Here is a 25,019-nt window from a genome sequence, read left to right as displayed (position 1 = left end):
GCGTCAGGCGGCGGCAGCGGCGACCGCCGTGCGGGCGACCAGGGCCCGACGCAGGTCGTCGGCGGCGTCGACGACGCTGCGGCGCAGCCCGGGGGTGAGGTCGTCGCGGCTGAGCAGGGCCGCGGCCGAATCCAGGGTGGGCGGGGCCACGGCGTACCGGGGGAAGGCCAGCCGGGCGACCCGTTCGGCCACCCAGGCGGTACGCCGCCGCGCCGCCGCCGGCATCTCGGCGAAGTACCTGTCGACGTACGTGCCGGTCAGCTCGGCCTGCTCGGGTTGCCAGAACCCTTCGGCCGCCGCCTCGACGAGCCGGTTGGAGCAGGTGGTGTCCCGGGTGATGATCTCCCAGGCGGCGTCCTTCGCGGCCACCTCCGGCCGGGCCGCCCGGCACCGGGCCGCCCGCTGGGCGCCGGTGGCGCTGCGGTCGGCCGACGCCTCGGCGGCGATCTCGGGCTCACCGGCCGCACCCAGCACCACCAGCCGGTGCAGCAGCGCCCAGCGCAGCTCGGCGTCGACGGCCAGCCCGTCGGGCACGCCACGGCCGGCGAGCCACCCGACGAGCAGGTCGGCGTCGGCGGTGGCGGAGAGCAACCCCCGGGCGGCGGCCAGTTGCAACGAGCCGCCGGCCGGGGCGGCGGCGAGCAGCGCGGCACATGCCTCGGCCGTGCGCAGCAGCGCGGCGTCCCGGGCGAGCGGGTCGAGGTAGCGGTCGACCAGGTTGCGGCTGCGGGCGAGCACGCTCTCGGCGACGGCCACCTCGGTCTCGGTGGGCAGGGCCGCCGTCAGCAGCGCCACCACCGCCGACACCGGCCGCTCGCCGTCGGTGGCGGCGTCCAGCGACTCCTCCCAGAGCAGCGCGCGGGCCAGCGGGTCGGTGAGCGTGGGCAGCACCGTGCCGACCGCGTCCACCGATGCCGGATCGAGCCGGATCTTGGCGAAGGTGAGGTCACCGTCGTTGGGCAGGAGCAGGCCCCCGGCGACCCGGCCGGTCAGCGCGGGCAGCTCGGTGCGCCCGCCGTCCGCGGCCGGGTCGAGGTCGACCTCGACCCGCTCGGCCGCGCCGTCGGGGGCGTACCGGCCGACGGCGATCCGGTGCGGGCGCAGCACCGGGTACTCCGACGGCGCGGTCTGCACCACCGCCACCGAGGACCACCGGCCGTCGGCGTCCACCGAGGTCTCCGTCCGCAACGTGTTGACCTGCGGTTGGCGCAGCCAGCGGGCGGCCCAGTCGGTGAGGTCCCGCCCGCTGGCGGCGCTGAGGTTGGCGAGCAGGTCGTCCAGGGTGGCGTTGCCGAACCGGTGGGCGGCGAAGTGCCGGTTGAGCCCGGCCAGGAAGGCGTCGTCACCGAGCCAGGCGACGAGCTGGCGGAGCACGCTGGCACCCTTGGCGTACGAGATGCCGTCGAAGTTGAGCAGGCCCTGGGCGGCGTCGGCGACCTCGTCCGGGGCGACCGGGTGGGTGGACGGGCGCTGGTCGGCGGCGTACCCCCAGGCCTTACGGCGGATCGCGAACGTCGTCCAGGCCTGGTCGAACCGGGTGGCCTCGGCGGTGACCCGGGTGCCCAGGTACTCGGCGAAGGACTCGTTGAGCCACAGGTCGTCCCACCAGCGCATGGTGACCAGGTCACCGAACCACATGTGGGCCATCTCGTGGGCGATGGTGGTGGCCCGCTGCTCCCGTTCGCTGTCGGTGACCGCCGAACGGAAGACGTCGTCGTCGCGGATGGTGACCAGACCGGGGTTCTCCATCGCCCCGGCGTTGAACTCCGGCACGAACGCCTGGTCGTACTTGACGAACGGGTAGGGCTCGGCGAAGAGCTGGTGGAAGCGGTCCAGGCACTGCTTGGTGACGGTGAGGATCTCGTCGAGGTCGGCGTCGAGGTGCGCGGCCAACGACTGCCGGCAGTAGACGCCGAGCGGGATGCCGTCGTGGCTGTCCCGCCGGACGTGCCAGGGGCCGGCGATCAGCGTGACGAAGTAGCTGGCCAGGGGGGCGGTGGGGGCGAACTCCCAGCGGCCCGGGGCCGGGTTGGCGGCGAGCGGGCCGTTGCCGGCGACCGTCCACTGTGGCGGGGCGGTCACCGTGAGGGTCACCGGGGCCTTGAGGTCGGGCTGGTCGAAGGCGGCGAAGATGCGCGGCGCCTCGTCCAGGAACGACATCGCGTAGAGGTACGTCGCCCCGTCGGCCGGATCGACGAACCGGTGCATCCCCTCACCGGTGTTGGAGTAGGCCATCTCGGCGGTGACCGTGAGGGTGTTCTCCGCCGCCAGCCCGGTGAGCGGGAACCGGCCGTCGGTGAACGCCCCCGGGTCCAGCTCCCGGTCGTTGAGCCGGACCGTCTCCAGGGCCGCGGGTTTGACCTCGACGAAGGTCTCGGCACCGGCGGTGGCCCGGAACCGGATGGTGGTCGTCGACCGGAAGCGCTCCTCGCCACCGGTCAGATCGAGGTCCACCTGATAGGACTCGACATCGATCAGTGCGCGACGCGCGGTCGCCTCTACACGGGTCAGGCTCGGCATCCGCTTATCCTGCCCGACGGGGAGCCGGCCGGGCTCCCCGATACGCGCGGCAATGGAGGATCAACAATGGGTCAGCACCCCAAGGGCGACTTCGACCTGTCCCGGGCGGTCTGGCAGCGAGCCGAGGGCGACACCTCCGACAGCGCGGTCGAGGTGGCCTTCGTGGACGACCTGATCGGGATGCGCAACTCGGCCGAGCCGGACGGCCCGGTGCTGGTGTTCACCCAGGCGGAGTGGGACGCGTTCGTCGCCGGCGCGCAGGACGGCGAGTTCGACCTGGACTGACGGCCGGGCAGCGGCCCCCGGGCGGTACGCGGCGACCCGCCCCGCGCCCGGGGGCACGGCTGATCGGGCGACCGCCGCCCCGACCCGCCCCGGGCCGGCGCGGTGGCACCCACTCGACGGCTCACCCGTCCCCCTCGCCCCAGCCCAGTCCGCCCGGCCCCGGGGCGTGGTGGAAGCCGGGGTGGCCGGCGACGTCGGCGCAGCGGTCGCCGTCCGGGCCGACGGCGGAACAGAACAGCCGCTCCGCGCCCCGCCAGGCATCGGCCGGGGACAGCGCGGCCGAGGCCAGCACCAGCTCCGGACGGAGCAGGCTCAGCGCCTCTGCGTACGCCACCGCCAACTCCCGGGCATGTTCCGGCCCGTCGGCGGTGAACCCGAGGTGCACGGTGAAGCGCCGGGACGGCCGGCGTGGCCTGGCGAGCAGCGGCCGACCCGGCGGGTGGCCCCCGCCGGCCCGGCCGAGCGCGTCGACCACCTGTCGCTGACGCCAGTACGGCGGTGTGTTCTCCCGCATCCGGTCCTCCCCGTCGTCGACGCCCCACGGCCGCCCGTGCGGGCCCGGGGTCGAGCAAACCAGTTTCGCGGCGGCCCGGGAGGGGCCAGCGGGCATCCGGTCACCGTCCGGGGCACGGCGGGATTCAGGGCCCCGGACCCGGGTAGACCACCCACGGCCGACCAGCCGGGTCCGCCCACGTCACCGCGTCAGGAGAGCCCGATGGCCACCACACCGGCCGACCGCAGCCTGGAGAGCACGCTGGCGTTCTTCCGCGAGGGCTACCGGTTCATCAGCAACAGGTGTGAGCGCTACGACACGGACATCTTCACCGCCCGGCTGCTGCTGGAACCGACGATCTTCCTGCGCGGGCGGGCCGCGGCGGAACTGTTCTACGACCCGCAGCGGTTCCGGCGCGCCGGTGCCGCTCCCAAGCGGGGTCAGCGGACGCTGACCGGGCAGGGTGGGGTGCAGGGGTTGGACGGGGCGGCCCACGCGGACCGCAAGGCGATGTTCATGTCGATCATGACGCCTTCGGCGGTCGAGCGGATCGGCCGACTCTTCGCCGACCAGTGGCGCGTCCGGCTGGCCGCCTGGGGCGCCGCCGGCCCGGTGGTGCTCCGCGACGAGATCGGTCCGATGCTGTTGCGGGCCGTCTGCTCCTGGGCGGGCGTACCGCTGCCGGAGAGCGAGGTCGGCAGGCGTAACGCCCAGATGCAGGCCATGATCGACGGACCGGCCGCGCTCGGCCCCCGGCACTGGCGGGGGTTGTACGGCCGGCTGCGGGCCGAACGCTGGATCGCCGACCTGGTGGAGCGGGTACGGGTCGGCACCGTGGCCGCTCCCGAGGGCAGCGCGCTCGCGGTGGTCGCCGAGCACCGCGACGCCGGGGGGCGGCTGCTCCCCCGCCGGGTCGCCGCCGTGGAACTGATCAACGTGCTGCGTCCCACCGTGGCCGTCGACAGGTACGTCCTGTTCGCCGCCCTGGCCCTGCACGACCATCCGGACTGGCGGGAACGGGTGCGCACCGGCGACGAGCCGACCGAGTGGTTCGTCCAGGAGGTCCGCCGCTACTACCCGTTCTTCCCGGTCGCCTTCGCCCGGGTGCGGGACTCCTTCGAGTGGCAGGGGCACCATTTCCCGGCCGACCGCCGGGTGCTGCTCGATCTGTACGGCACCAACCACCACCCAGGGATCTGGTCCGAGCCGGAGCGGTTCCGCCCGGAACGGTTCGCCGGCTGGCGCGACGACCCGTACGGTTTCGTGCCGCAGGGCGGGGGCAGCCACCTGGGCGGCCACCGCTGCGCCGGGGAATGGATCACCATCGAGCTGATGAAGCGGGCGGTCGGCCTGCTGACCGGGGCGATGGACTACCGGCTGCCGCCGCAGGACCTGGCCCTGGACCTGTCCCAGGTGCCGACCCTGCCGCCCAGCGGCCTGGTGCTCACCGACGTCCGCCCCAGCAACTGACCGCCGGGGCCGGGCCGCCGCACGGGACCCGGCGGCACCGGTCGGGTGCGGGTGCCTGACGCCGCGCGGTTTGTCCGGCCGGCGGCGGGGGATGTCCGGGGACCACCGTCACCGGGAGGACCCGTGCCCGACACCATCCACCGCCGCGCCGGCACCGGCCGGGACGCCGCCACCACCGTCCGCTGCGGGCGGACCGCCGGACGTCGCGGGGCACGCCGGTGAGCGCCCCCGCCGGGTCCGCGCGACCGGCCCCGGCCGGGTTCCGCCCGGCCGCCGTGGCGGGCGGGCCGCCGCGCCCGCCCCGGCTCCCCGTCGAGTACGTCCTGCCGCTGCGCCGGACCGACGACGACGGCCTGGCCGAGCTGACCGACTACCTGCGCACGCTGTGCCGGCTGGTCGACGTGACAGTGGTCGACGGCTCACCACCACAGGTGTTCGCCGGGCACGCCGCCCACTGGCGCGGCCTGCTGCGGCACCTGCCGCCCGACCCGGCGGTGCAGGGGCTCAACGGCAAGGTACGCGGGGTGCTGACCGGGGTGGCGGCGGCCCGGCACGAACACGTGGTGATCGCCGACGACGACGTCCGGTACGCCGAGGCGGAACTGCTGGTGGTGCACCGCCTGCTGGACACCGTCGACCTGGTCCGCCCGCAGAACTACTTCGACCCGCTGCCCTGGCACGCCTGGTGGGACACCGGCCGGACCCTGCTCGACCGGGCGTTCGGCGTCGACTGGCCGGGGACCCTGGCGGTGCGGCGCAGCACCTTCCGGGCGATGGGCGGCTACGACCCGGACGTGCTCTTCGAGAACCTGGAGCTGGTCCGCACGGTGCGCGCGTACGGCGGCACCGAGGCGAGTCCCGCCTGGCTCTACGTCCGCCGGCTGCCGCCGTCCACAGCGCGCTTCCGGGGCCAGCGGGTCCGCCAGGCGTACGACGACCTGGCCCGACCGGCGCGGCTGCTGGTGACACTGGCGGTGCTGCCTGCCGTGGTGGCCGCGTCGGTGGCCCGCCGGCCGGGGCTGGTGGCCGGTGCGGCGGCCGGGGCGGTGGCGCTGGCGGAGATCGGTCGGCGACGGGCCGGCGGCACGGCGGTGTTCCCGGCGAGCACCACCCTGGCCGCGCCGCTCTGGCTGCTCGAACGCGGGTTCTGCGGGTGGCTCGCGGTGGCCCGTCGGGTGGGCCGGGGCGGGGTGCGTCACGCCGGTCGGCGGGTGCGCCGCCCGGCGCACTCGGTGCGGGCGCTGCGGCACCTGATGGCCCCGGCCGAACCGGGCGAGCTGATCCGGTGGGTGCGGGCCGATCCGGCCTCCCGGGGCCGCTGACCGGACGTGACCCGCGAGCACGCCCGACAGGGTGCCCGGGATGACTGTCGGTTCCGGGCCTCCCAGCGGCGGCGGCCCAGCCGGGGGTCGCGGCCCGGCCCGGCGTCGGCGGCCAGCGCCGGATGCCGGTGGGTGGCACACAATTCGCGTTTCCGCCGCCGGAGGTCGCCGGCCGGCCCAGAATGTGAGGATCGTCCGACTGTGCCGCGCAGTTGGCTCCCGTGGAGGTGACAGCGATGGCCCACGCCGTACGACGACCCGCCCCGGCCGCCCCGAAGCCCCGGGTGCAGACGGTCGCCGCCGCCGCCGCGGTGGTCTTCCTGCTGCTCGGTGTCCTCGGCTTCGTTCCCGGCGTCACCACCGGCTACGACGGGCTGGCCTTCGCCGGCCACCACTCCGGGGCGAAGCTGCTCGGGGTGTTCCAGGTGTCGGTCCTGCACAACCTGCTGCACCTGCTGTTCGGGGTGGTCGGCCTGGCGCTGGCCCGCCGGCTCGGTGGGGCCCGGCTCTACCTCACCGTCGGCGGGGTGCTCTACCTGGCGCTCTGGCTGTACGGCTTCGCCGTCGCCCGGGACGCCCCGGCCAACATCGTCCCGTTCAACGACGCGGACAGCTGGCTGCACCTGGGGCTCGGCCTCGGCATGCTCGCCGTCGGCCTGCTGCTGTCCAACGACGCCGGCACCGGCGGCCGGCTGGACGTCCCCGCCGACCGGCCCTGAACCGCCCCGCTCAGGCCGCCACCGGCAGCCGCTTGGCGAAACACACGCTGTACGGGTTGTCGACGTACTGGCCGTAGACCGGGATCGGTTGGTATCCGCAGGAGGTGTAGAGGCCGATCGCGGCCGGCAGGTAACTGCCCGTCTCCAGGCAGAGCACCGAGTGGCCGCGCTGGAACGCCAGCTCCTCCAGCGCGCTGAGCAACTGCCTGGCGATCCCCCGCCCCCGGTACGCCGGCCGGACGTACATCCGCTTCAGCTCGCCGGTCTCGGCGTCGAGCGACTGTACGCCACCGCAGGCGACCACCCGACCGGCGTCGACCACCACCAGGTAGCGGATGCCGTCGTGCACCACGGTGGCCTGCCCGTCCAGTCCGCCGTCGGCCTCGCGCAGCTCCCGCTGCTGGGCGGCGACCAGCGCGTCGACCTCCGGGTCGGTGGCGGGACGGGACTCGATCAGCATCATCCCACGGTAGGACGGGTCCGTTTCACGAAGGTTTCCAGGAAACGACCCGGACCCGGCCGGTAACGGGCTATTCTTCGTCCCCGTCGCTGTCCTCGTCGTCGTCCGCCGGCTCCGGGGCCGCGTCCAGTTCGTCCTCCGGGCGCTGCCGACGTGCCTTACGGGCGGCCAACCGCTCGGCCGCCCCGGGACGCGTCGACTTCTCCTCCAGCCGGACGTCGGTCCCCCGGTTGCCGGGGATGAAGTCGACGCCCGCGTACAGGGTCGGCTGCCAGTCGAACTCCCGCTCCCCGATCCGGACCAGGTCACCGGGGTTGGCGCCGGCCTTGGCCAGCTTCTCCTCCACGCCCAGCCGGGCCAGCCGGTCGGCGAGGAAGCCGACCGCCTCGTCGTTGTCGAAGTTCGTCTGCCGGACCCAGCGTTCGGGGCGGATACCCCGCACCGTGAACGAGCCGTCGGTCTGCGCCTCGATCGTGAACCCGGCGTCGTCGACCGCCTTCGGCCGGATCACGATCCGGGTCGGCTCGGCCGGCGGGGCGGCCCGGCGGGCCTGGTCCACCAGCTCCGCCATCGCGTACGTCAGCTCCTTGAGCCCCTCCCGGGTGGCCGCGGAGACGTCGAACACCCGGAACCCGCGCGCCTGCAGGTCGGGGCGGACGATGTCGGCGAGGTCCTGCCCGTCCGGCACGTCGACCTTGTTGAGCGCCACCAGCCGGGGCCGGTCGGCCAGCCCGCCGTACTCGGCCAGCTCCGCCTCGATGGTGTCGATGTCGGCAAGCGGGTCCCGGCCCGGCTCCAGGGTCGCCGTGTCGACCACGTGCACCAGCACGGCGCACCGCTCGACGTGGCGCAGGAACTCCAGGCCCAGCCCCTTGCCGGTGGCCGCCCCGGGGATCAGCCCCGGCACGTCGGCGACGGTGAAGGTGTGGTTGTCCACCCGGACCACGCCCAGGTTGGGCACGAGGGTGGTGAACGGGTAGTCGGCGATCTTCGGCTTGGCGGCGGAGATCACCGAGATCAGCGACGACTTGCCCGCCGACGGGAAGCCCACCAGGCCGACGTCGGCGACGCTCTTGAGTTCCAGCACCACGTCGAGCCGGTCACCGGGCTCGCCCAACTCGGCGAAGCCGGGGGCCTTGCGGCGGGCGTTGGCCAGCGAGGCGTTGCCCCGGCCGCCGCGCCCGCCCCGGGCCGCCTCGAAGGTGGTGCCCGCGCCGACCAGGTCGGCCAGCACGGTGCCGTCGAGGGTCTGCACGACGGTGCCGTTCGGCACCTTGATCAGCAGGTCGTGGCCGTTGGCGCCGTCGCGGTTCGAGCCGGCACCGCCCTTGCCGTTCTCGGCCTTGAGGTGCGGGCGGAAGTGGAAGTCCAGCAGGGTGGTGACCTGCGGGTCGACCACCAGCGAGACGCTCCCGCCGTGCCCGCCGTTGCCCCCGTCCGGGCCGCCGAAGGGCTTGAACTTCTCCCGGTGGATGGAGACACAGCCGTGCCCGCCGTCGCCGGCCTGCATGTGCAGGACGACCCGGTCAACGAACGTCGTCACGACGCCAATCCTTCCAGCGGGGTCCGGCCCCGCACCTGAAAAACACCCCCGGCCCCGCCGCGACGGCGGCCGGCACCCGGCGGTGGGGGCATTCCCCCACCTGAAACGGCGAAGCGGGCCGGGACCCCCAGGTCCACGGCCCGCTTCGCCTGCGTGTTACTGCGGCACGATGCTGACGGTCTTGCGACCCCGCTTGGTGCCGAACAGGACCGAGCCGGCGGCCAGCGCGAAGAGCGTGTCGTCGCCACCGCGGCCGACCAGGTCACCGGGGTGGAACTTGGTGCCACGCTGACGGATGAGGATCTCACCCGCGCTGACGACCTGACCACCGAAGCGCTTCACGCCGAGTCGCTGGGCCGCGGAGTCACGACCGTTACGCGAGCTGGACGCACCCTTTTTGTGAGCCATTGTCCGACGACCTACTTCCCGCTGGAGATGCCGGTCACCTTGACCTGGGTCAGCGGCTGGCGGTGACCCTGGCGCTTGTGGTAGCCGGTCTTGTTCTTGAACTTGTGGATCCGGATCTTCGGGCCCTTGGTGTGCGCGGCGATCTCGCCGGACACCGCGACCTTGGCAAGCTTCGCCGCGTCGGTCACCAGGTCGTCACCGTCGACGAGGAGCACCGCGGTGAGCTTCACCGCGTCACCGGGGGCACCGGTGAGCTTCTCGACCTCGATCACGTCGCCCTCGGCGACCTTGTACTGCTTGCCGCCGGTCTTGACGATCGCGTACATCGGAGGCGGACTCCCTGTCGTTGAGGCTGCTGGCGGTCGTTCCCATGGCAACTCGCCGGGTAGCTGTGACACCGGCAGCGCGGGCACGCGGGAACTCGGCACACCAAAGTGCGCCGCAGGAAAGAGTACGCCATCACCCGCCCGCCACCCAAACCGACCCCCCGCCCGGCCGGGCCCGCCGTCAACGGGCGCAGAGCTGGTCCAGCCGCTGCTGGAGCCGGTCCAACTCGGTCTCGTCGATCGAGTCGACGTCGGTGCCGAGCCGGCCGATCTCGGTGGCCAGATCGGTGAGCAGGGTCTTCAACTGCGGATCGGTGGCCCGGCCGGACTGCTGCCGCAGCACCGTCCGCCAGGTGGTCAGCGCCGCCTCCGCCCGCTTGCGGGCGGAGGCGGCCGCCGCGCTGTCGTTCGCGCCGACCGCCGCGATCATCGTGCCCAGTTCCTCGACGTAGGTGCGCACCGCCGTGGTCGAGGCCGCCTCGGCGTCGGCACACACCTGCGGTCCGTTGCCGCCGGCCGGGGAACCGCTCACCGCGGCCGACGGGACCACGGAGGCCGGGGTGGCGGCACCGGAGGGCCGACCGGAGGCCGTCGGCGCGTCGGCCCGGTCACCGGAACAGCCGACGCCGGCCAGCAGGACGGTGGTCAGCACGAGGGCGGCGGGCAGGCGGCGCATGGTCTTCTCCTAGCCGGGGGTGACCGATGGTATCGCCGTACCCCGGCACGGCAGGACCCCTCCCACCGGCGGTACGCCGGGGAAGGGGTCCACTGCCGTCGGGTGCGCGGCTCAGCCGGTCACGGCCGGGTACGGCGACGGGCACCGCCCCGGCGGGAGCGCCGCCGGCCCGTGCCGGCCTCCCCGTCGTCGCCGTCGGGGTCGCCGAGCGCGTCCGGGTCGTCCGCCCCGGCGAGCCGGGCCGACTCGCCGGTCTGGGCGTCGTCCACGGCCGGGGCGGCCGGGGTCTGCGTCTCGTACCGGGACAGGTCATAGCCCATGGTGTCGTCGTAGCCGTTGTCGGCCGCCGGGGCGGCGACCTCGACCTCGGGGGCCTCGGTGGTCTCCACCACGGCACGCTCCGCGGTCACCGCCTTGCGGGCCCGCCGCCGCGCCGACGCGGTGGCGGTGGGCGACGCCTCGGCCGCCGGGGTGGTGACCGCCGAGGCCACCGTCTTGACCCGTTCGCCCGCGCCACCACCGGTACGCGGCTTCTCCGGCACCGGCTCGGTGTGGATCACCAGACCCCGGCCCTTGCAGCACTCGCACGGCTCGCTGAACGCCTCCAGCAGCCCGGCCCCGATCCGCTTGCGGGTCATCTGCACCAGACCCAGCGAGGTGATCTCGGTCACCTGGTGCTTGGTGCGGTCCCGGCCCAGGCACTCGGTGAGCCGGCGCAGCACCAGCTCCCGGTTGGACTCCAGCACCATGTCGATGAAGTCGATCACCACGATGCCGCCGATGTCGCGCAGCCGCAGCTGGCGGACGATCTCCTCGGCCGCCTCCAGGTTGTTGCGGGTGACCGTCTCCTCCAGGTTGCCCCCGGAGCCGGTGTACTTGCCGGTGTTGACGTCGATGACGGTCATCGCCTCGGTGCGGTCGATCACCAGCGAGCCACCCGAGGGCAGGAAGACCTTGCGGTCCAGCCCCTTGATGATCTGCTCGTCGATCCGGTACTCGGCGAACACGTCGGCGGTGCCGACGTACCGGCGCACCCGGTCGACCAGGTCCGGTGAGACGTGCGACAGGTACGACTCGACCATGCCGTACGACTGCTCGCCCTCGATGACCAGCTCGCGGAAGTCCTCGTTGAACAGGTCCCGGACCACCCGGATCACCAGGTCGGGCTCCTCGTAGAGCAGCACCGGGGCGCCGCCTGCGGTCGCCTTGGCCTGGATGTCCTCCCACTGGGCCTGGAGGCGCTTGACGTCCCGGGCCAGTTCGTCCTCGCTGGCCCCCTCGGCGGCGGTCCGCACGATCACGCCCGCACCGTCGGGGACCAGCTTCTTGAGCACGTCGCGCAGCCGCTTGCGCTCGGTGTCGGGCAGCTTGCGGCTGATCCCGGAGGCGTTGCCGTTGGGCACGTAGACCAGGTGCCGGCCGGAGAGCGCCACGTGGCTGGTCAGCCGGGCGCCCTTGTGCCCGATCGGGTCCTTGGTGACCTGCACCAGCACCGAGTCGCCGGAACGCAACGCCTGCTCGATCGAGCGGGAGCGCCCCTCCAGGCCGCTGCTGTCCCAGTTGACCTCACCGGCGTACAGGACGGCGTTGCGACCGCGCCCGACGTCGACGAAGGCCGCCTCCATGCTGGGCAGGACGTTCTGCACCTTGCCCAGGTAGACGTTGCCGGCCATGGTGCCCGACGAGTTGCGGGTGACGTAGTGCTCGACCAGGACGCCGTCCTCCAGGACCGCGATCTGGGTACGGTCGCCGCGCTGACGGACCGCCATCACCCGGTCGACCGCCTCGCGGCGGGCCAGGAACTCCGACTCGCTCAGGATCGGCGGACGGGTCCGGCGCTGCTCCCGACCGTCCCGGCGACGCTGGCGCTTGGCCTCCAGCCGGGTCGAGCCGGAGACGCCCTGCACCTCGTCGACGGCCTTGCGGGGCTCCCGGATCTTGACCACCGTGGGCACGCCGTCGTCGGCGCCGCCCTCGACGTCCCCGGAACCCCGACGACGCCGCCGACGCCGACGCCGGGTCAGCCCGTCCCCGTCGCCCTCGTCCTCGGCCTCGTCGCCCTCACCCTCGGCCTCGACCTGGGCCGGTTCCTCGGTCTCGTCCTCGTCGGCGTCGTCCGCGCCGCCCTTGCCCCGGCCCCGGCCCCGGCGGCCCCGGCGACGGCGGCGACGCGCGGCGGCCGACTCGTCGTCGTCCTCGTCGTCGTTGTCGTCGCCCTCCTCGGCCTCGCCGGTGGGCTCCTCCACGACGGCCTCGACCGGCTCGACGACCTCGACCGGCTCGACCTCGCGGCGGCCACGGCGACGCCGCCGCCCGGTCTCGACCGGTTCCTCGACGGGCTCCTCGGCGACCGGGCCGGGCTCGACCACCCGGAAGGTGGGCGGCTCCTCCGGCTGCGGGGCCATGAACAGGACCGTCGGCGCGGCGATCGCGGCTCGCCGCCGACGGGTGCGCGGCTGCGGCTCGGCCGGCTCCACCGGCTCGTCGGTGGCCGGCACGGCGACGCCCGGCGACACCTCCCCGGTCCGGTTGCCGGCGGCCGACGGCGAGACGACGGCCGCGCGACCGACGGCGGGCTCCCCGGCAACGGGCTCCACGGCCTCGTCGGCGACGGTCGGCTCGGTCGGGGCGGCCGCCTCGACGGCGGGCTCCTCCTCGTCGAGTGCACCATCCTGAGCTGCGGAAACCTCGCCCACGGTCGCCTGACCGGTCGTCACCTCGGCGGCCGGCGGCGACGCCGGGACCTCGGCGGGCGGCTCGGTCGCCGCCGGGGCGACGGCCTTCTTGCGCCGGGTGCGGGTCACCTTCACCGGCGGGACGAGTTCCGCGCTGCCCTCCTCGACCCCGGCGACGACCACCGGTTCCTCGGCGGCCTTGGCCGGGGTGGCCTTGCGCCGGCGGCGGGTGGTCTTCGGCGCGGAGTCCAGCTCACCGGCGACCGGGACGATCACCTCGGCCTGCTGTGACTCGTCGGTGGCCGACGGGGCGGTGCCGGACGCCTCGGCGGGCGCTCCCCCGGTCAGCTCCGGCTGGCTCAGCGGCGCGGCCCGCCGCCTGGTGGCCCGCCGCCTGGTCGGTGCCGCCACACCCTCCGTGGACGCCGCAGCGCCCTCCGGTGGTGTCGCGGCGGCTCCCGCGCCGGCGTCGATGGTGCTGTCGGCGGTGTCGCCGGCCGGCTGGGAACCGGTCCGTTCGCCGCCCTCGGGCTCGTTCTCGAGCATGGACGTTCTCCAGTTCTGGCGGCCCCGGGCGCGGGTGAGCGCTGCCACGCAGGATCGCCGCAAAAGTGTTTCCGCCGGGCGCGCGACGTGCGCGACCGCCGAAGTCTGCCTGCCAGAACGCCGACCGACGGTCAGCGTTCCCCGATGGCTGCCCCGTCGCGGTCCGCGTCCAACGGATCCACGATCGCGCCCTGCGCGGTCAACACGCCCTGCGCCAGCCGGATCACCCTCGGGGAGACCGGCGGCTCCAGGGCGGCCACCACGCGGAGGCCGGAAAGGACGTCATCGGGTCGTACGGACGGGGTGACCTGCCGTACGACCAGTTCGAGTATCGCACATGACGGCTCCGCCGCCCCGGAAGGCGTCTGCACCGGGGGCAGCACATCGATGCGTGTCACTGCACCTCGCGCGTCGAACGTCCGCCGGCCCTGCTTGGTCATCCGCTCGACCTGCACCTCGTCGGCGGCCACGAAGGCGGAAACCGCCCGTTGCGCCACCGCGTGCTCGACCCCGGGCAGCTCGATGCGCCAGTACGACGCCTCGATCCGCTCGGCCAGACTCCCCCCGGTCGCGACCACCACGTCCAGCACGTCGAGGCCGGGCGAGAGCGCCGCGTCGAGGGCCAGCCGCAGCTGTTCCGGGTCGACCGTCGCCTGGAGGCCGACCTCCAGGTACTCCGCCTCGCTGGCCACACCGGTGGGGGCGGCACTGGCGTAGGAGATCTTCGGGTGCGGGGTGAAGCCCTGGGAGAAGGCCACCGGCACGGCGGCCCGGCGCAGGGCGCGCTCGAAGGCGCGGGCGAAGTCCCGGTGGGAGGTGAACCGCAACGGCCCGCGCTTGGCGTACCGGATCCGGACACGCTGGACGACAGGCGCCTGCCCGCCCTCCGGCTGTGGTTTCCTGCTGATCGTCGTACTCCTCGGTCTGGTCACCGGCCGCCGTCCCCCGTGGCGCGGGCTGCCGGTGACGATAGCCGCACAACCGCCGCAACGGGACGGGTGGCCCGCCGTGGCGCGCCGACCCCCGTCCCGTCGACTGTCACTGCTGGGCGCCGGTGGGCACCTTCAACGCGGTCACCGGGGTGAGCGGCAGGAGCTTGCGGCCGGTGGGACCGATCTGGATCTCGGTGTCCATCGACGGGCAGACGCCGCAGTCGAAGCACGGGGTCCACCGGCAGTCGTCCTGCTCGTACTCGCCGAGCGAATCCTGCCAGTCCTGCCAGAGCCAGTCCTTGTCCAGACCCGAGTCCAGGTGGTCCCAGGGCAGCACCTCCAGCTCGTCGCGCTGGCGGGTGGTGTACCAGTCCAGGTCGACACCGAAGGTCGGGAGCACCGCGTCGGCGGCGTCCACCCAGCGCCGGTACGAGAAGTGCTCGCTCCAGCCGTCGAACCGGCCACCGTTGCGCCACACCTCGTGGATCACCGCGCCGACCCGGCGGTCACCCCGGCTGAGCAGGCCCTCGATCAGCGACGGCTCCCCGTCGTGGTAGCGGAAGCCGATCGCCCGGCCGAGCGAGCGGTCCGCGTTGATGGCCTGCTTGAGCAGCTTGAGCCGGCCGTCGATGACCTCGGGCCGCTCCATCGACGCCCACTGGAACGGGGTGTGCGGCTTGGGCACGAACCCGCCGATCGAGACGGTGCAGCGGATGTCCTTGGAGCCGGTCGCCGCCCGCCCGGCCCGGATCACCTCGTGCGCCATGTCGGCGATCTCCAGGACGTCGGCGTCGGTCTCGGTGGGCAGGCCGCACATGAAGTACAGCTTCACCTGCCGCCAGCCGTTGGTGTACGCGGTGACCACCGTGCGGATGAGGTCGTCCTTCGACACCATCTTGTTGATGACCTTGCGGATCCGCTCCGACCCGCCCTCCGGGGCGAAGGTCAGCCCGGTGCGCCGGCCGTTGCGGGACAGCTCCTGCGCCAGGTCGATGTTGAACGCGTCCACCCGGGTCGACGGCAGCGACAGCGACACGTTGGTGCCGGCGTACTGCTCGGCCAGGCCGGAGCACATGTCACCGATCTCGGAGTGGTCGGCCGAGGACAGCGACAGCAGGCCCACCTCGTGGAAGCCGGAGAACTCCAGCCCCTGCTGCACCATCTGCCCCACCGTGGTGATTGACCGCTCCCGCACCGGACGGGTGATCATGCCGGCCTGGCAGAACCGGCAGCCCCGGGTGCAGCCCCGGAAGATCTCCACCGCGTACCGCTCGTGCACCGTCTCGGCCAGCGGCACCAGCGGCTTCTTCGGGTACGGCCAGGCGTCCAGGTCCATCGTCGTGCGCTTGTGCACCCGGAACGGCACGTCCGGGCGGTTCGGCACCACCCGCTGGATCCGGCCGTCGGGCAGGTAGTCCACGTCGTAGAAGCGCGGCACGTAGACGCTCTCGGTGCGGGCCAGCCGCAGCAGCAGCTCGTCCCGGCCACCCGGGGAGCCCTCCGCCTTCCACTCCCGGACGATCGTGGTGATCTCCAGGACCGCCTCCTCGCCGTCGCCGAGCACGGCGGCGTCGATGAAGTCGGCGATCGGCTCCGGGTTGAACGCGGCGTGCCCGCCGGCCACGATCACCGGGTCGGCGTCGGTGCGGTCGGCCGCCAGCATCGGAATGCCGGCCAGGTCGATCGCGGTGAGCAGGTTGGTGTACCCCAGCTCGGTGGAGAACGAGACCCCGAACACGTCGAACCGGCGCACCGAGCGGTGCGCGTCGACGGTGAACTGCGGCACGCCATGGGTGCGCATCAGCGCCTCCAGGTCCGGCCAGACCGCGTACGTCCGCTCGGCCAGCACGTCGGGCAGCTCGTTGAGCACCTCGTACAGGATCTGCACGCCCTGGTTGGGCAGGCCCACCTCGTACGCGTCGGGGTACATCAGCGCCCACCGTACGGTTGCGGCGTCCCAGTCCTTGACCACCGCGCCCAGCTCGCCACCGACGTACTGGATGGGCTTGGTCACCTGGGGCAGCAGCGCCTCCAGCCTTGGCCACACCGACAACGTGGTGTCGTGGTGCGGCGACGCGACCGCCGCGTCGTCGGTCGGGGCCGCGGCGGGGCGCGGGGTCGTGGACGGAGCACTCATGGAGCCCAAGGGTACGCGTCCACCGGCGGTCGGCTCGCCGCACCGCCGACCTGCCCGCTCCGTCACCCACCGTCCCGCCCGCTCCGCCGTCCGGCCGGTCGGACGGCGGAGACCGCACCCGCAGGTCCCCGGGCCGGCTGTGCGAGGCTTCCCGGTCGGCGGGGGCCGAGGGCGGCCGATTGGTCGAGGTGGCAGCCCGGTACTAACCTCGCAAGCCGGTGCGAGAGGAGATTGCCGCGATGCCGGAGCCGCAGCCGGGAGCAGACCGGCCGGCCGACGGGGACGCCCCCGTCCCGGGTCGGCAGCAGGGTCCGGTGGTCGCCACCGGTCCGGCCGACCTCCCCGTACCGCCGTCCGGCGGCCCCGCCGAACCGGCGACGCCGGCCGGTGAGCCCGTTCCGGCTCCCCCGGCCGACCCCGCGCCGCCGGCCGGTGACGCCACCGCCACCGCCGCGCCCGTCGATGCCACCGCCGCGCCGGAAACCCCGGCCGAACAGGACAAACCGGCCACGCAGGTCGACCCGGTGACGCAGAGCGGCCCGACCGGACAGGACGACGCGCCTGCCCCGAGCGCCCCCACCGGGCAGGACGACCCGACCGCCGCACAGGACGGCCCGGCGACGCAGGACGACGCGACCGAGCAGGACGACCCCGCGACGCAGGACGACCCCGCCGACCAGGACGACCCGGCCACGCAGGGGGGCCCGGACGCACAGGATGAGCAGGCCGGGCCGGCAGAGCCGCTACCGCCCGCCGAACCGGCCGCGCCTGCCGGGCAACCCGACCCGCCGGCACCCGGCAGCCCCACCGCGCAGTCCGGTCTGCCGGAACCGGGCAACATGCCGGAGCAGACCGGCCCCGAGGATCCGACCGACCCCGGGGACCCGACCAGCCCGGCAGGCCAGGTCAGCCCGGCAGGCCAGTTCAGCCCGGCCTGGCCCGTTCCACCAGCCGGGTCCGCCGATCCGGTGGAGTCGGCTGGTCCGGCACGGGGGGTCGCACCCGGCCCGGTCACCCCGGTGCGGGGGTCGGCCGCCGTTCCGGGCCGGATCACCCCGCCCGGAGCACCGCACCGGCCCGACGCCACCCGGGTGGAGCACCCGGGCGGGCAGCACCCCGACCCCACGCGCATCGATCGGCATCCCGACGACACCCCGGTGGCGCAGCGGCCGGACGCCACCCGGATCGAGCACCCGGGCGGGCAGCGCCCCGACCAGACGCTGGAGGAGCCGGCGGTGCCCCGGTGGAGCGGCTCCGCCGCCGTGCCCGCGCCACCGCCACGCCGACCCGGGTGGGGTGAGTCGGTCGAGTTCGTCCCGCTTCCACCGCCCCCGCCACCGCCACCGGAGCTGCCCGAGCACCGCACCCCTGTCGACCCGTGGGCGGGTGCCGACACCGGTGGCTGGGACGTGCACCATCCGGAGCTGACGCCGCTGCCGTACGCCCCGCCGCCACCGACCCGCCCCTACCCGGCAGCCGGTGACCAGCCGCCTGCCGCCGCGGCGGTCCCGCCGTACCAGCCCACCCCGCCGCAGCAGCACACGCCGACCCCGCCACGCCAGCACAGCCCGGCGACGCCGTACCCGTCGGCGGCACCGACCGCCCCGGCCACGCCCTCGCCGACCCGGCCGTACCCGGTCACGCCGGTGCCCGCCGCACGGCCGGCACCCCCGCCGCCGGCCCGCCCGGTGTCGCCCCCGTCGGCCCGCCCGGCGTCACCGCCGCCTCCGCCGCCCGCGTCGCCCCGCCCGCCGAAGCAGCGGCGGGTCCGCCCGCAGCCGCCCGCCCCGCCGCCGCAGCCACCGCCCAACCGGCCACCCAAGGGGTACGTCCGCCGCAAGCGGCGACGCTGGCCCTGGGTGCTGCTGCTCAGCCTGGCCTGCTGCTGCGGCTGTCCCGCCTGGTTCGGCAGGCCGGCCTGGGAGCAGTACCCGGCCGACGCCGCCCTGCCCGTCCAGGTGGCCGACCTGACCCTGCGGTCGGACTCCGGCGGCGAGGTCGACAAGCTCAAGGCCGAGGTACGCAAGGCGAACCTGCTCGCCGAGGACGTCTACGCCGGGGTCTACAGCACCTCCGACGGCAAACGGGTGACCGTCTTCGGGGACACCGGCTTCCGGCTCCGGCCGGAGTCAGACGCGGACGAGGCGATGGTGCGGTTGACCGACACCTTCGGCCTGGGTACGCCCCAACCTGTCGACAGCGGCGTCCGGGGCCGGTACGAGCGCTGCGCCACCGGGTCGTCCGAGGGCACCGACGTGGTGGTCTGCACCTCGGTGGACTACGGCAGCAGCGCCACCGGGGTGTTCACCAGGCTGTCGGTGGACGACAGCGCCCGGCTGCTCGCCACGATGCGCGCCCAGATCGTCACCCCGAAGCAGGGCTGAGTCGGGGCGGGCGGTCAGGCCGGGGCGCTGCCGGCGGTGGACGTACCGCCCGAGGTGGGCTCGGCACGGCGGGGAGCGTACCGGGGGACGTACTCCTGGCCGGTGAGCTTCTGGATCTCGGCCATCATCTCGTCGGTCATCTCCCGCAGCGAGGTGCGGTCGTCGCCGCGGCCGGTGAAATCCAGCGGCTTGCCGAACCGGATGACGATCTTCGCCTTGCCGGGGCGGGGAATCCGGGTGCCGATCGGCTGGACCTTGTCGGTGCCGGTCACCCCGACCGGGATCACCGGCACCCCGGCCGCCACCGCCAGCCGGGCGGTACCGGTCCGTCCCCGGTAGAGCCGGCCGTCGGGCGACCGGGTCCCCTCGGGATAGACGGCGACCAGGTCCCCGCCGCGCAGCGCGGGGATGGCCGCGTCGAACGCGGACAGCGCGGCCCGGCCACCGGCCCGCTCGACCGGGATGGCACCGAGGCCGGTGAGCACGAACTTGGACAGCGCACCCTTCGGGCCGGTGCCGGTGAAGTACTCCGACTTGGCCCAGAAGGCGAGGTGCCGGGGAACGACGGTGCCGAGCAGCAACTCGTCGGCGACGGAGAGGTGGTTGCCCGCGAAGATCGCGCCGCCGGTCGCCGGAATGTGCTCCAGGCCCTCCACGACCGGGCGGAACGCCAGCCGCATCGCGGGTCCCACGGTGAGCTTGCCGATGGTGTAGAGCAGCGGCACGGGTCCTCCGGCGGTCGTACGGTGAAACAGGCGGTGTCACGGTAGCGGACGGACGCCCGTACGACCCAACGGGTGCACGCGCGTCCGCCTGCTGGATGGCGCGGGTGATCGGTGGGTCCCGGCCGTCGGGCCGGGACCCACCGACGACCTCACACCGGGCGGACGGTCACCGTCACCCGCTCGCCGTCGCCGACCTCACCGGTGAAGCCGTCGACGCCGTCGGCGAAGTCCACCGTGTCGGCCAGCACCTCCCGGGCCACGAACCCGGTGTACGCCGACACCGCCGCCCGGACCTGCTCGGAGGCCGCCACCGACACCACGATCCGGTCGGAGATGTCCAGGTCGGCATCCCGACGGGCCTGCTGCACCACCCGGACCACGTCCCGGGCCAGCCCCTCGGCGGCCAGTTCCGGGGTGACCTCGGTGTCGAGCACCACCACGCCCTCACCACCGGGCAGCGGCGCGGAGTGCTCGGCGTCGGCGGCGACCAGCCGCAGCTCGTACTCGCCCTCGGCGAGGGTGACCCCGGCGGCGACCGGAGCGCCGTCGCGCAGCTCCCACTCCCCCGCCTTGACCGCCCTGATCACCTGCTGCACCTGCTTGCCGACCCGGGGGCCGAGCGCCCGGGGCACCACCGTCAGCACCTGCTGGCAGTAGCTGGCGACCTCCGCCGAGAACGCCACCTCCTTGACGTTGACCTCGTCGGCGACCAGGTCGGCGAACGGCCGGAGCTGGTCGGCGACCGGGGAGGCCACGGTCAGCTTCGGCAGCGGCAGCCGGACCCGCAGCCCCTTGGCCTTGCGCAGCGACAGCGCCGCCGAGCAGACGTCCCGGGTGGCGTCCATCGCCGCGACCAGGTCGTGGTCGGCGGGCAGATCCTGCGCCGACGGCCAGTCGGTCAGGTGCACCGACCGCTCGCCGGTCAGCCCGCGCCAGATCTCCTCGGCGGTCAGCGGGGCCAGCGGCGCCACCACCCGGCAGAGCGTCTCCAGCACCGTCCACAGGGTGTCGAACGCGTCGGCGTCACCCGACCAGAACCGGTCCCGGGAGCGCCGCACGTACCAGTTGGTCAGCGCGTCGAGGTAGGACCGGACGGAGGCGCACGCCCCGGAGATGTCGTACGCGTCCATCTGCGTGCCGACGGTCTCCACCAGCTCGCGGGTCTTGGCCAGCACGTACCGGTCGAGCAGGTGCGTGCTGTCCACCCGCCGCCGGGCGGTGTGCCCGTCGGCGTTGGCGTAGAGCGAGAAGAAGTACCAGACGTTCCACAGCGGCAGCAGCACCTGCCGGACGGCGTCGCGGATCGCCGGTTCGGTGACCGCCATGTCGCCGCCGCGCAGCACCGGCGAGGACATCAGCATCCAGCGCATCGCGTCCGAGCCGTACGCGTCGAAGACGTGGTAGACGTCCGGGTAGTTGCGCAGGCTCTTGGACATCTTGCGCCCGTCGGAGCCGAGCAGGATGCCATGGCTGAGGCAGTTGCGGAACGCCGGCCGGTCGAACAGCGCGGTGGCCAGCACGTGCATGGTGTAGAACCAGCCCCGGGTCTGCCCGATGTACTCGACGATGAAGTCGCCCGGGTAGTGGTGCTCGAACCAGTCCGCGTTCTCGAACGGGTAGTGCACCTGGGCGAACGGCATCGACCCGGACTCGAACCAGCAGTCCAGCACCTCCGGCACCCGACGCATCGTCGAGCGCCCGGTCGGGTCGTCCGGGTTGGGGCGGGTCAGGTCGTCCACGGCCGGCCGGTGCAGGTCGGTCAGGCGTACGCCGAAGTCCCGCTCGATCTCGGCCAGCGAGCCGTACACGTCGACCCGCGGGTAGTTCGGGTCGTCGGACTTCCAGGCCGGGATCGGGGAGCCCCAGAACCGGTTGCGGCTGATCGACCAGTCCCGGGCGTTGGCCAGCCACTTGCCGAACGAGCCGTCCTTGATGTGGCCGGGCGTCCAGTTGATCTGCTGGTTCAGCTCGACCATCCGGTCCCGGAACTGCGTCACCGCGACGAACCACGACGACACCGCCTTGTAGACCAGCGGGGTGTCGCAGCGCCAGCAGTGCGGGTACGAGTGGGTGTAGGTGTCCTGCTTCAACACCACCCCCCGCTCCTTGAGCTCCCGGATCACCGGCTTGTTGACGTCGAAGACCTGCTCGCCCTGGTAGGGCGGGACCAGCGCGGTGAACCGGGTGTGGTCGTCCACGGTGACGATGGTGGGGATGCCGGCGGCGTTGCAGACGTTCTGGTCGTCCTCGCCGAAGGCCGGGGCCAGGTGCACGATCCCGGTGCCGTCCTCGGTCGTGACGAACTCCGCGCCGAGCACCTGGTAGGCGTTCTCCCCGGCCTGCTCGACGAGGAAGTCGTAGAGCGGGGTGTAGCGGCGGCCGACCAGGTCCCGGCCGTACACGGTGCCGACCTGCTCGTAACCTTCCAGCTCCTTGGCGTACGCGCCGAGCCGGGCCGCGCCGACGACGAACCGTTCCCCGTCGCGGTCGAGCACCGCGTACTCGATGTCGGGGCCGACGGCGAGCGCCAGGTTGGACGGCAGGGTCCACGGCGTGGTGGTCCACACGCCCAGCCGCACCGGCCCGCGCAGCAGCTCCGGGGCGTTCTCGTCGGGGGTGAGGGTGAACCACACCGACAGGGTCGGGTCGTGCCGGTCGCGGTAGACGTCGTCCATCCGGGTCTCGGTGTTCGACAGCGGCGTCTCGCACCGCCAGCAGTACGCCAACACCCGGAAGCCCTCGTAGACCAGGCCCTTGTCGTGCAGGGTCTTGAAGGCCCACATGACGCTTTCCATGTAGTCCAGGTCGAGGGTCTTGTAGTCGTTGGTGAAGTCGACCCAGCGGGCCTGCCGGGTGACGTACCGTTCCCAGTCCTGGGTGAACTCCAGCACCGAGGAGCGGCACGCCTCGTTGAACCGGGCCACCCCGAGGTCGAGGATCTCCGCCTTGCTGGTGATGCCGAGCTGCTTCTCGGCCACCACCTCGGCGGGCAGGCCGTGGCAGTCCCAGCCGAAGCGCCGCTCGACGTGCCGGCCGCGCATGGTCTGGTAGCGCGGCACCACGTCCTTGACGTACCCGGTGAACAGGTGGCCGTAGTGCGGCAGGCCGTTGGCGAACGGCGGGCCGTCGTAGAAGACGTACTCGTTCTTGCCGTCGTCGCCGGCCGGCCGGGCCGCCACCGAGGCCTCGAAGGTGTGGTCGGCGCTCCAGTGCTCCAGGACACGGCGCTCGACCGCGGGCAGGTCCGGGCTCGCCGGGACGCCGGCGGCGGTCGGGTCGTGCAACGGATAGCCCATCGGGGGTCGCTCTCCTCTGGCAGCTCACTCAGTCGTGGTCTGCGAGGACGAGCCCTGTGCCGGCACGCCGTCGTCGACGCCCCGGGCCGGGCCCGCGGTACCACCCCGCTTGACGGTCAGGATCGACCGCCCGCTCGTTGGTCGGCTGTGACGGGCCGCCCCGTCCGGTTCTAGTCGGGCCCTCGGGGCCCTTTCTTCCGGAGGCTCACCGGTGATGGCCGGGTCGAAGCCTGTACCGGCAAGGATACTCGACCGGTGCGGGTCGCCGCCGCCGAGTAACGGGGGTGCGGCGGGCCCGGCCGACCCATAGATTCGCGGCCATGGGTGAGCACGCGATCGAGGCGGTGGGGCTGCACCGCAGCTACCGCAGCCGGACCGGCTGGTTACGACCGCAGCGCCGGGAGGTGCACGCCGTCGCCGGGGTCGACCTCGCGGTGGGCCACGGTGAGCTGTTCGGCCTGCTCGGCCCGAACGGCGCCGGCAAGACCACCACCATCAAGCTGCTCAACACCCTGCTCGTCCCGACCGGGGGCGAGGCGAGGATCTGCGGCTTCGACGTGGTCCGGCAGACCCGGGAGGTGCGCCGGCGCATCGGGTACGTCTTCGGCGGCGACCGGGGCCTCTACGACCGGCTCTCCGCCCGGGACAACCTGCGCTACTTCGCCGAGTTGTACGGCGTACCGGGCCGGGAGCAGAAGCGTCGGATCGCGGAGCTGTTCGAGCTGGTCCGGTTGACCGGCCGGGAGGACGACCGGGTCGAGGGCTACTCCCGGGGGATGCGCCAGCGGCTGCACATCGCCCGGGGGCTGCTGCACCGGCCCCGGGTGCTGTTCCTCGACGAGCCGTCGATCGGGGTCGACCCGGTGGCCGCCCGGGAGCTGCGGCAGACCGTCGCCGACCTGGCCGCCACCGGCACCACCGTGCTGCTGACCACGCACTACATGGCCGAGGCCGACGAGTTGTGCGGCCGGATCGCGGTGATCGCGGGCGGCCGGATCCAGGCCCTGGGCACCCCCGCCGAGCTACGCCACCACGCCGACGGCCGGCGGGTGCTGGAGGTGGAGGCGTACGGGGTGACCGACGGGCAGCTGGCCGCCATCCGGGCCCGGCCGGGCGTACGCGAGGTGAGCCTGGCGGTGCACGGGGCGGCGCAGCTGCTCGGGGTGCAGTCCGACGCGAGGGTGGACGTGCAGGCCGACGTGCTGCGGGAGCTGGGCGGGGTACGGCTGGGCCGGGTGACCGCCCGGCAGCCCACCCTGGAGGACGCGTACGTGGCGATCGTCAACCGGGCGACGACGCCGGTGCCCGGGCCGGTGCCGGCGTGAACACCGTACGGATGATCGCGGTCGGCGCGCTGCTGCACGTCAAGCAGCTCAGCCGTTCCCCGTTCGAGATCGCCATCGCGTTGATCGTGCCGGTGGTGCAGGCGACCCTGGCGGTCTACCTGTTCCGCGCCGGCGGTGAGCCGGACCGGTTGCTGGAGGCGGCGGTCGGCGCGGGCCTGATGGGGGTCTGGTCGACGGTGCTGTTCGGCTCCGGCGGGGCGATCCAGAACCAGCGCTGGCAGGGCACCCTGGAAATGATCATGTTGGCGCCCCGGCCGCCGGCGCTGGTGCTGCTGCCGGTCACCCTGGCCACCGGCGTCACCGGCACCTACGCGATGCTCGCCACCCTGGCCTGGGGCCGGCTGCTCTACGGCATCCCGCTCGACTTCGCCCACCCGGTGGCCTTCCCGGTGGCGGTGGCCGGTTGCATCGCCGGGCTGGGCATGTTCGGCCTGCTGCTGGCGTCCAGCTTCGTGCTGCTGCGGCACGCCAACGCGCTGGCGAACATGCTGGAGTACCCGATCTGGCTGGTCTCCGGGATGCTCGTGCCGGTCACCGCGCTGCCCGGCTGGACCGGGCCGGTCGCCGCGGTGCTGCCGACCACCTGGGGTGCCCGCGCGGTGCACGAGGCGGCGTCCGGCGGGCCGGTCTGGCCGGCGCTGGGCGTCTGCCTGGCGATCAGCCTGGCCTGCCTGGCCGCCGGCTGGGCCCTGATGACGTACGTCGAGCGCCGGGCCCGGGTCACCGCGACCCTGGCCCTGGCCTGAGGAGGCACCG

At 73.8% G+C, this 25,019-nt stretch carries 19 protein-coding genes; 7 read left to right on the top strand and 12 right to left on the bottom strand.

Annotation, left to right across the window (positions count from 1 at the left end; translation table 11 throughout):
• Positions 1-3: 3 nt before the first annotated feature.
• Complete coding sequence (pepN, locus tag ACWCHM_RS03180; protein WP_454221453.1) at positions 4-2,520, bottom strand: aminopeptidase N; 2,517 nt, start codon at positions 2,518-2,520, stop codon at positions 4-6.
• Between the two features lie 66 nt (positions 2,521-2,586).
• On the opposite strand from pepN, the gene ACWCHM_RS03175 reads away from it, so the two are divergent.
• A complete protein-coding gene (locus ACWCHM_RS03175; protein ID WP_067312494.1) occupies positions 2,587-2,805 on the top strand; it encodes a DUF397 domain-containing protein in 219 nt (72 codons plus the stop codon).
• 121 nt (positions 2,806-2,926) lie between these two features.
• On the opposite strand, the gene ACWCHM_RS03170 is transcribed toward ACWCHM_RS03175, so the two are convergent.
• Positions 2,927-3,415 carry a hypothetical protein gene (locus tag ACWCHM_RS03170; protein WP_454221452.1) on the bottom strand — a complete coding sequence of 163 codons (489 nt, stop codon included), beginning with the start codon at positions 3,413-3,415 and terminating at the stop codon, positions 2,927-2,929.
• Positions 3,416-3,520: 105 nt separating this feature from the next.
• Between ACWCHM_RS03170 and ACWCHM_RS03165 the strand changes: the two genes are divergently transcribed.
• The 3 genes from ACWCHM_RS03165 (at position 3,521) to ACWCHM_RS03155 (ending at position 6,809) form a co-directional block, all read left to right on the top strand.
• Positions 3,521-4,768 (top strand): cytochrome P450, encoded by a 1,248-nt coding sequence (locus ACWCHM_RS03165; protein ID WP_204959579.1) that lies wholly within the window; start codon positions 3,521-3,523, stop codon positions 4,766-4,768.
• A 218-nt stretch (positions 4,769-4,986) separates the two neighbouring features.
• Positions 4,987-6,090, top strand: coding sequence for a glycosyltransferase (locus tag ACWCHM_RS03160; RefSeq protein ID WP_281894955.1), 1,104 nt, complete (start codon positions 4,987-4,989; stop codon positions 6,088-6,090).
• Between the two features lie 236 nt (positions 6,091-6,326).
• Positions 6,327-6,809: a DUF4383 domain-containing protein gene (locus tag ACWCHM_RS03155; RefSeq protein WP_454221451.1), complete on the top strand. Its 483-nt coding sequence runs from the start codon at positions 6,327-6,329 to the stop codon at positions 6,807-6,809.
• Between the two features lie 10 nt (positions 6,810-6,819).
• On the opposite strand, the gene ACWCHM_RS03150 is transcribed toward ACWCHM_RS03155, so the two are convergent.
• The 8 genes from ACWCHM_RS03150 to ACWCHM_RS03115 all read right to left on the bottom strand — a co-directional run bounded on the left by ACWCHM_RS03150 (position 6,820) and on the right by ACWCHM_RS03115 (position 16,512).
• Positions 6,820-7,269: a GNAT family N-acetyltransferase gene (locus ACWCHM_RS03150; protein WP_454221450.1), complete on the bottom strand. Its 450-nt coding sequence runs from the start codon at positions 7,267-7,269 to the stop codon at positions 6,820-6,822.
• Between the two features lie 70 nt (positions 7,270-7,339).
• The gene (obgE, locus tag ACWCHM_RS03145) at positions 7,340-8,812 is read right to left on the bottom strand and encodes a GTPase ObgE (protein ID WP_281894951.1); all 1,473 of its coding nucleotides are present in this window, start codon (positions 8,810-8,812) and stop codon (positions 7,340-7,342) included.
• A 156-nt stretch (positions 8,813-8,968) separates the two neighbouring features.
• Positions 8,969-9,220 (bottom strand): 50S ribosomal protein L27, encoded by a 252-nt coding sequence (gene rpmA, locus ACWCHM_RS03140; protein WP_088647594.1) that lies wholly within the window; start codon positions 9,218-9,220, stop codon positions 8,969-8,971.
• Positions 9,221-9,231: 11 nt separating this feature from the next.
• Positions 9,232-9,546, bottom strand: a complete 315-nt coding sequence (gene rplU, locus ACWCHM_RS03135) for a 50S ribosomal protein L21 (protein ID WP_067312477.1) — start codon at positions 9,544-9,546, stop codon at positions 9,232-9,234.
• 181 nt (positions 9,547-9,727) lie between these two features.
• Positions 9,728-10,222 carry a hypothetical protein gene (locus ACWCHM_RS03130; protein WP_204959583.1) on the bottom strand — a complete coding sequence of 165 codons (495 nt, stop codon included), beginning with the start codon at positions 10,220-10,222 and terminating at the stop codon, positions 9,728-9,730.
• Between the two features lie 119 nt (positions 10,223-10,341).
• Positions 10,342-13,443, bottom strand: a complete 3,102-nt coding sequence (locus ACWCHM_RS03125; RefSeq protein WP_454221449.1) for an Rne/Rng family ribonuclease — start codon at positions 13,441-13,443, stop codon at positions 10,342-10,344.
• Between the two features lie 131 nt (positions 13,444-13,574).
• The gene (locus tag ACWCHM_RS03120) at positions 13,575-14,294 is read right to left on the bottom strand and encodes a TIGR03936 family radical SAM-associated protein (RefSeq protein WP_204959683.1); all 720 of its coding nucleotides are present in this window, start codon (positions 14,292-14,294) and stop codon (positions 13,575-13,577) included.
• Between the two features lie 187 nt (positions 14,295-14,481).
• Positions 14,482-16,512, bottom strand: coding sequence for a TIGR03960 family B12-binding radical SAM protein (locus tag ACWCHM_RS03115; protein ID WP_204959585.1), 2,031 nt, complete (start codon positions 16,510-16,512; stop codon positions 14,482-14,484).
• A gap of 218 nt (positions 16,513-16,730) precedes the next feature.
• Here ACWCHM_RS03115 and ACWCHM_RS03110 point away from each other — a divergent pair, with 218 nt between their 5' ends.
• Positions 16,731-18,896, top strand: coding sequence for a hypothetical protein (locus tag ACWCHM_RS03110; RefSeq protein ID WP_454221448.1), 2,166 nt, complete (start codon positions 16,731-16,733; stop codon positions 18,894-18,896).
• Between the two features lie 14 nt (positions 18,897-18,910).
• Here ACWCHM_RS03110 and ACWCHM_RS03105 read toward each other — a convergent pair whose 3' ends face one another.
• Both ACWCHM_RS03105 and ileS read right to left on the bottom strand, forming a co-directional pair.
• Positions 18,911-19,621 carry a lysophospholipid acyltransferase family protein gene (locus tag ACWCHM_RS03105; RefSeq protein WP_204959586.1) on the bottom strand — a complete coding sequence of 237 codons (711 nt, stop codon included), beginning with the start codon at positions 19,619-19,621 and terminating at the stop codon, positions 18,911-18,913.
• A 149-nt stretch (positions 19,622-19,770) separates the two neighbouring features.
• The gene (gene ileS / locus ACWCHM_RS03100; protein WP_454221447.1) at positions 19,771-22,917 is read right to left on the bottom strand and encodes an isoleucine--tRNA ligase; all 3,147 of its coding nucleotides are present in this window, start codon (positions 22,915-22,917) and stop codon (positions 19,771-19,773) included.
• A gap of 320 nt (positions 22,918-23,237) precedes the next feature.
• On the opposite strand from ileS, the gene ACWCHM_RS03095 reads away from it, so the two are divergent.
• A complete protein-coding gene (locus tag ACWCHM_RS03095) occupies positions 23,238-24,242 on the top strand; it encodes an ABC transporter ATP-binding protein (RefSeq protein WP_454221446.1) in 1,005 nt (334 codons plus the stop codon).
• Positions 24,239-25,009, top strand: a complete 771-nt coding sequence (locus ACWCHM_RS03090) for an ABC transporter permease (protein ID WP_454221445.1) — start codon at positions 24,239-24,241, stop codon at positions 25,007-25,009. The genes ACWCHM_RS03095 and ACWCHM_RS03090 overlap by 4 nt, the downstream gene beginning before the upstream one ends.
• The last annotated feature ends 10 nt before the right edge of the window (positions 25,010-25,019 follow it).

The organism is Micromonospora sp. SCSIO 07396 (genome assembly GCF_053667945.1).
Note: the sequence above shows the minus strand (reverse complement) of the source record. Positions and strands in the feature narration are given on the sequence as shown.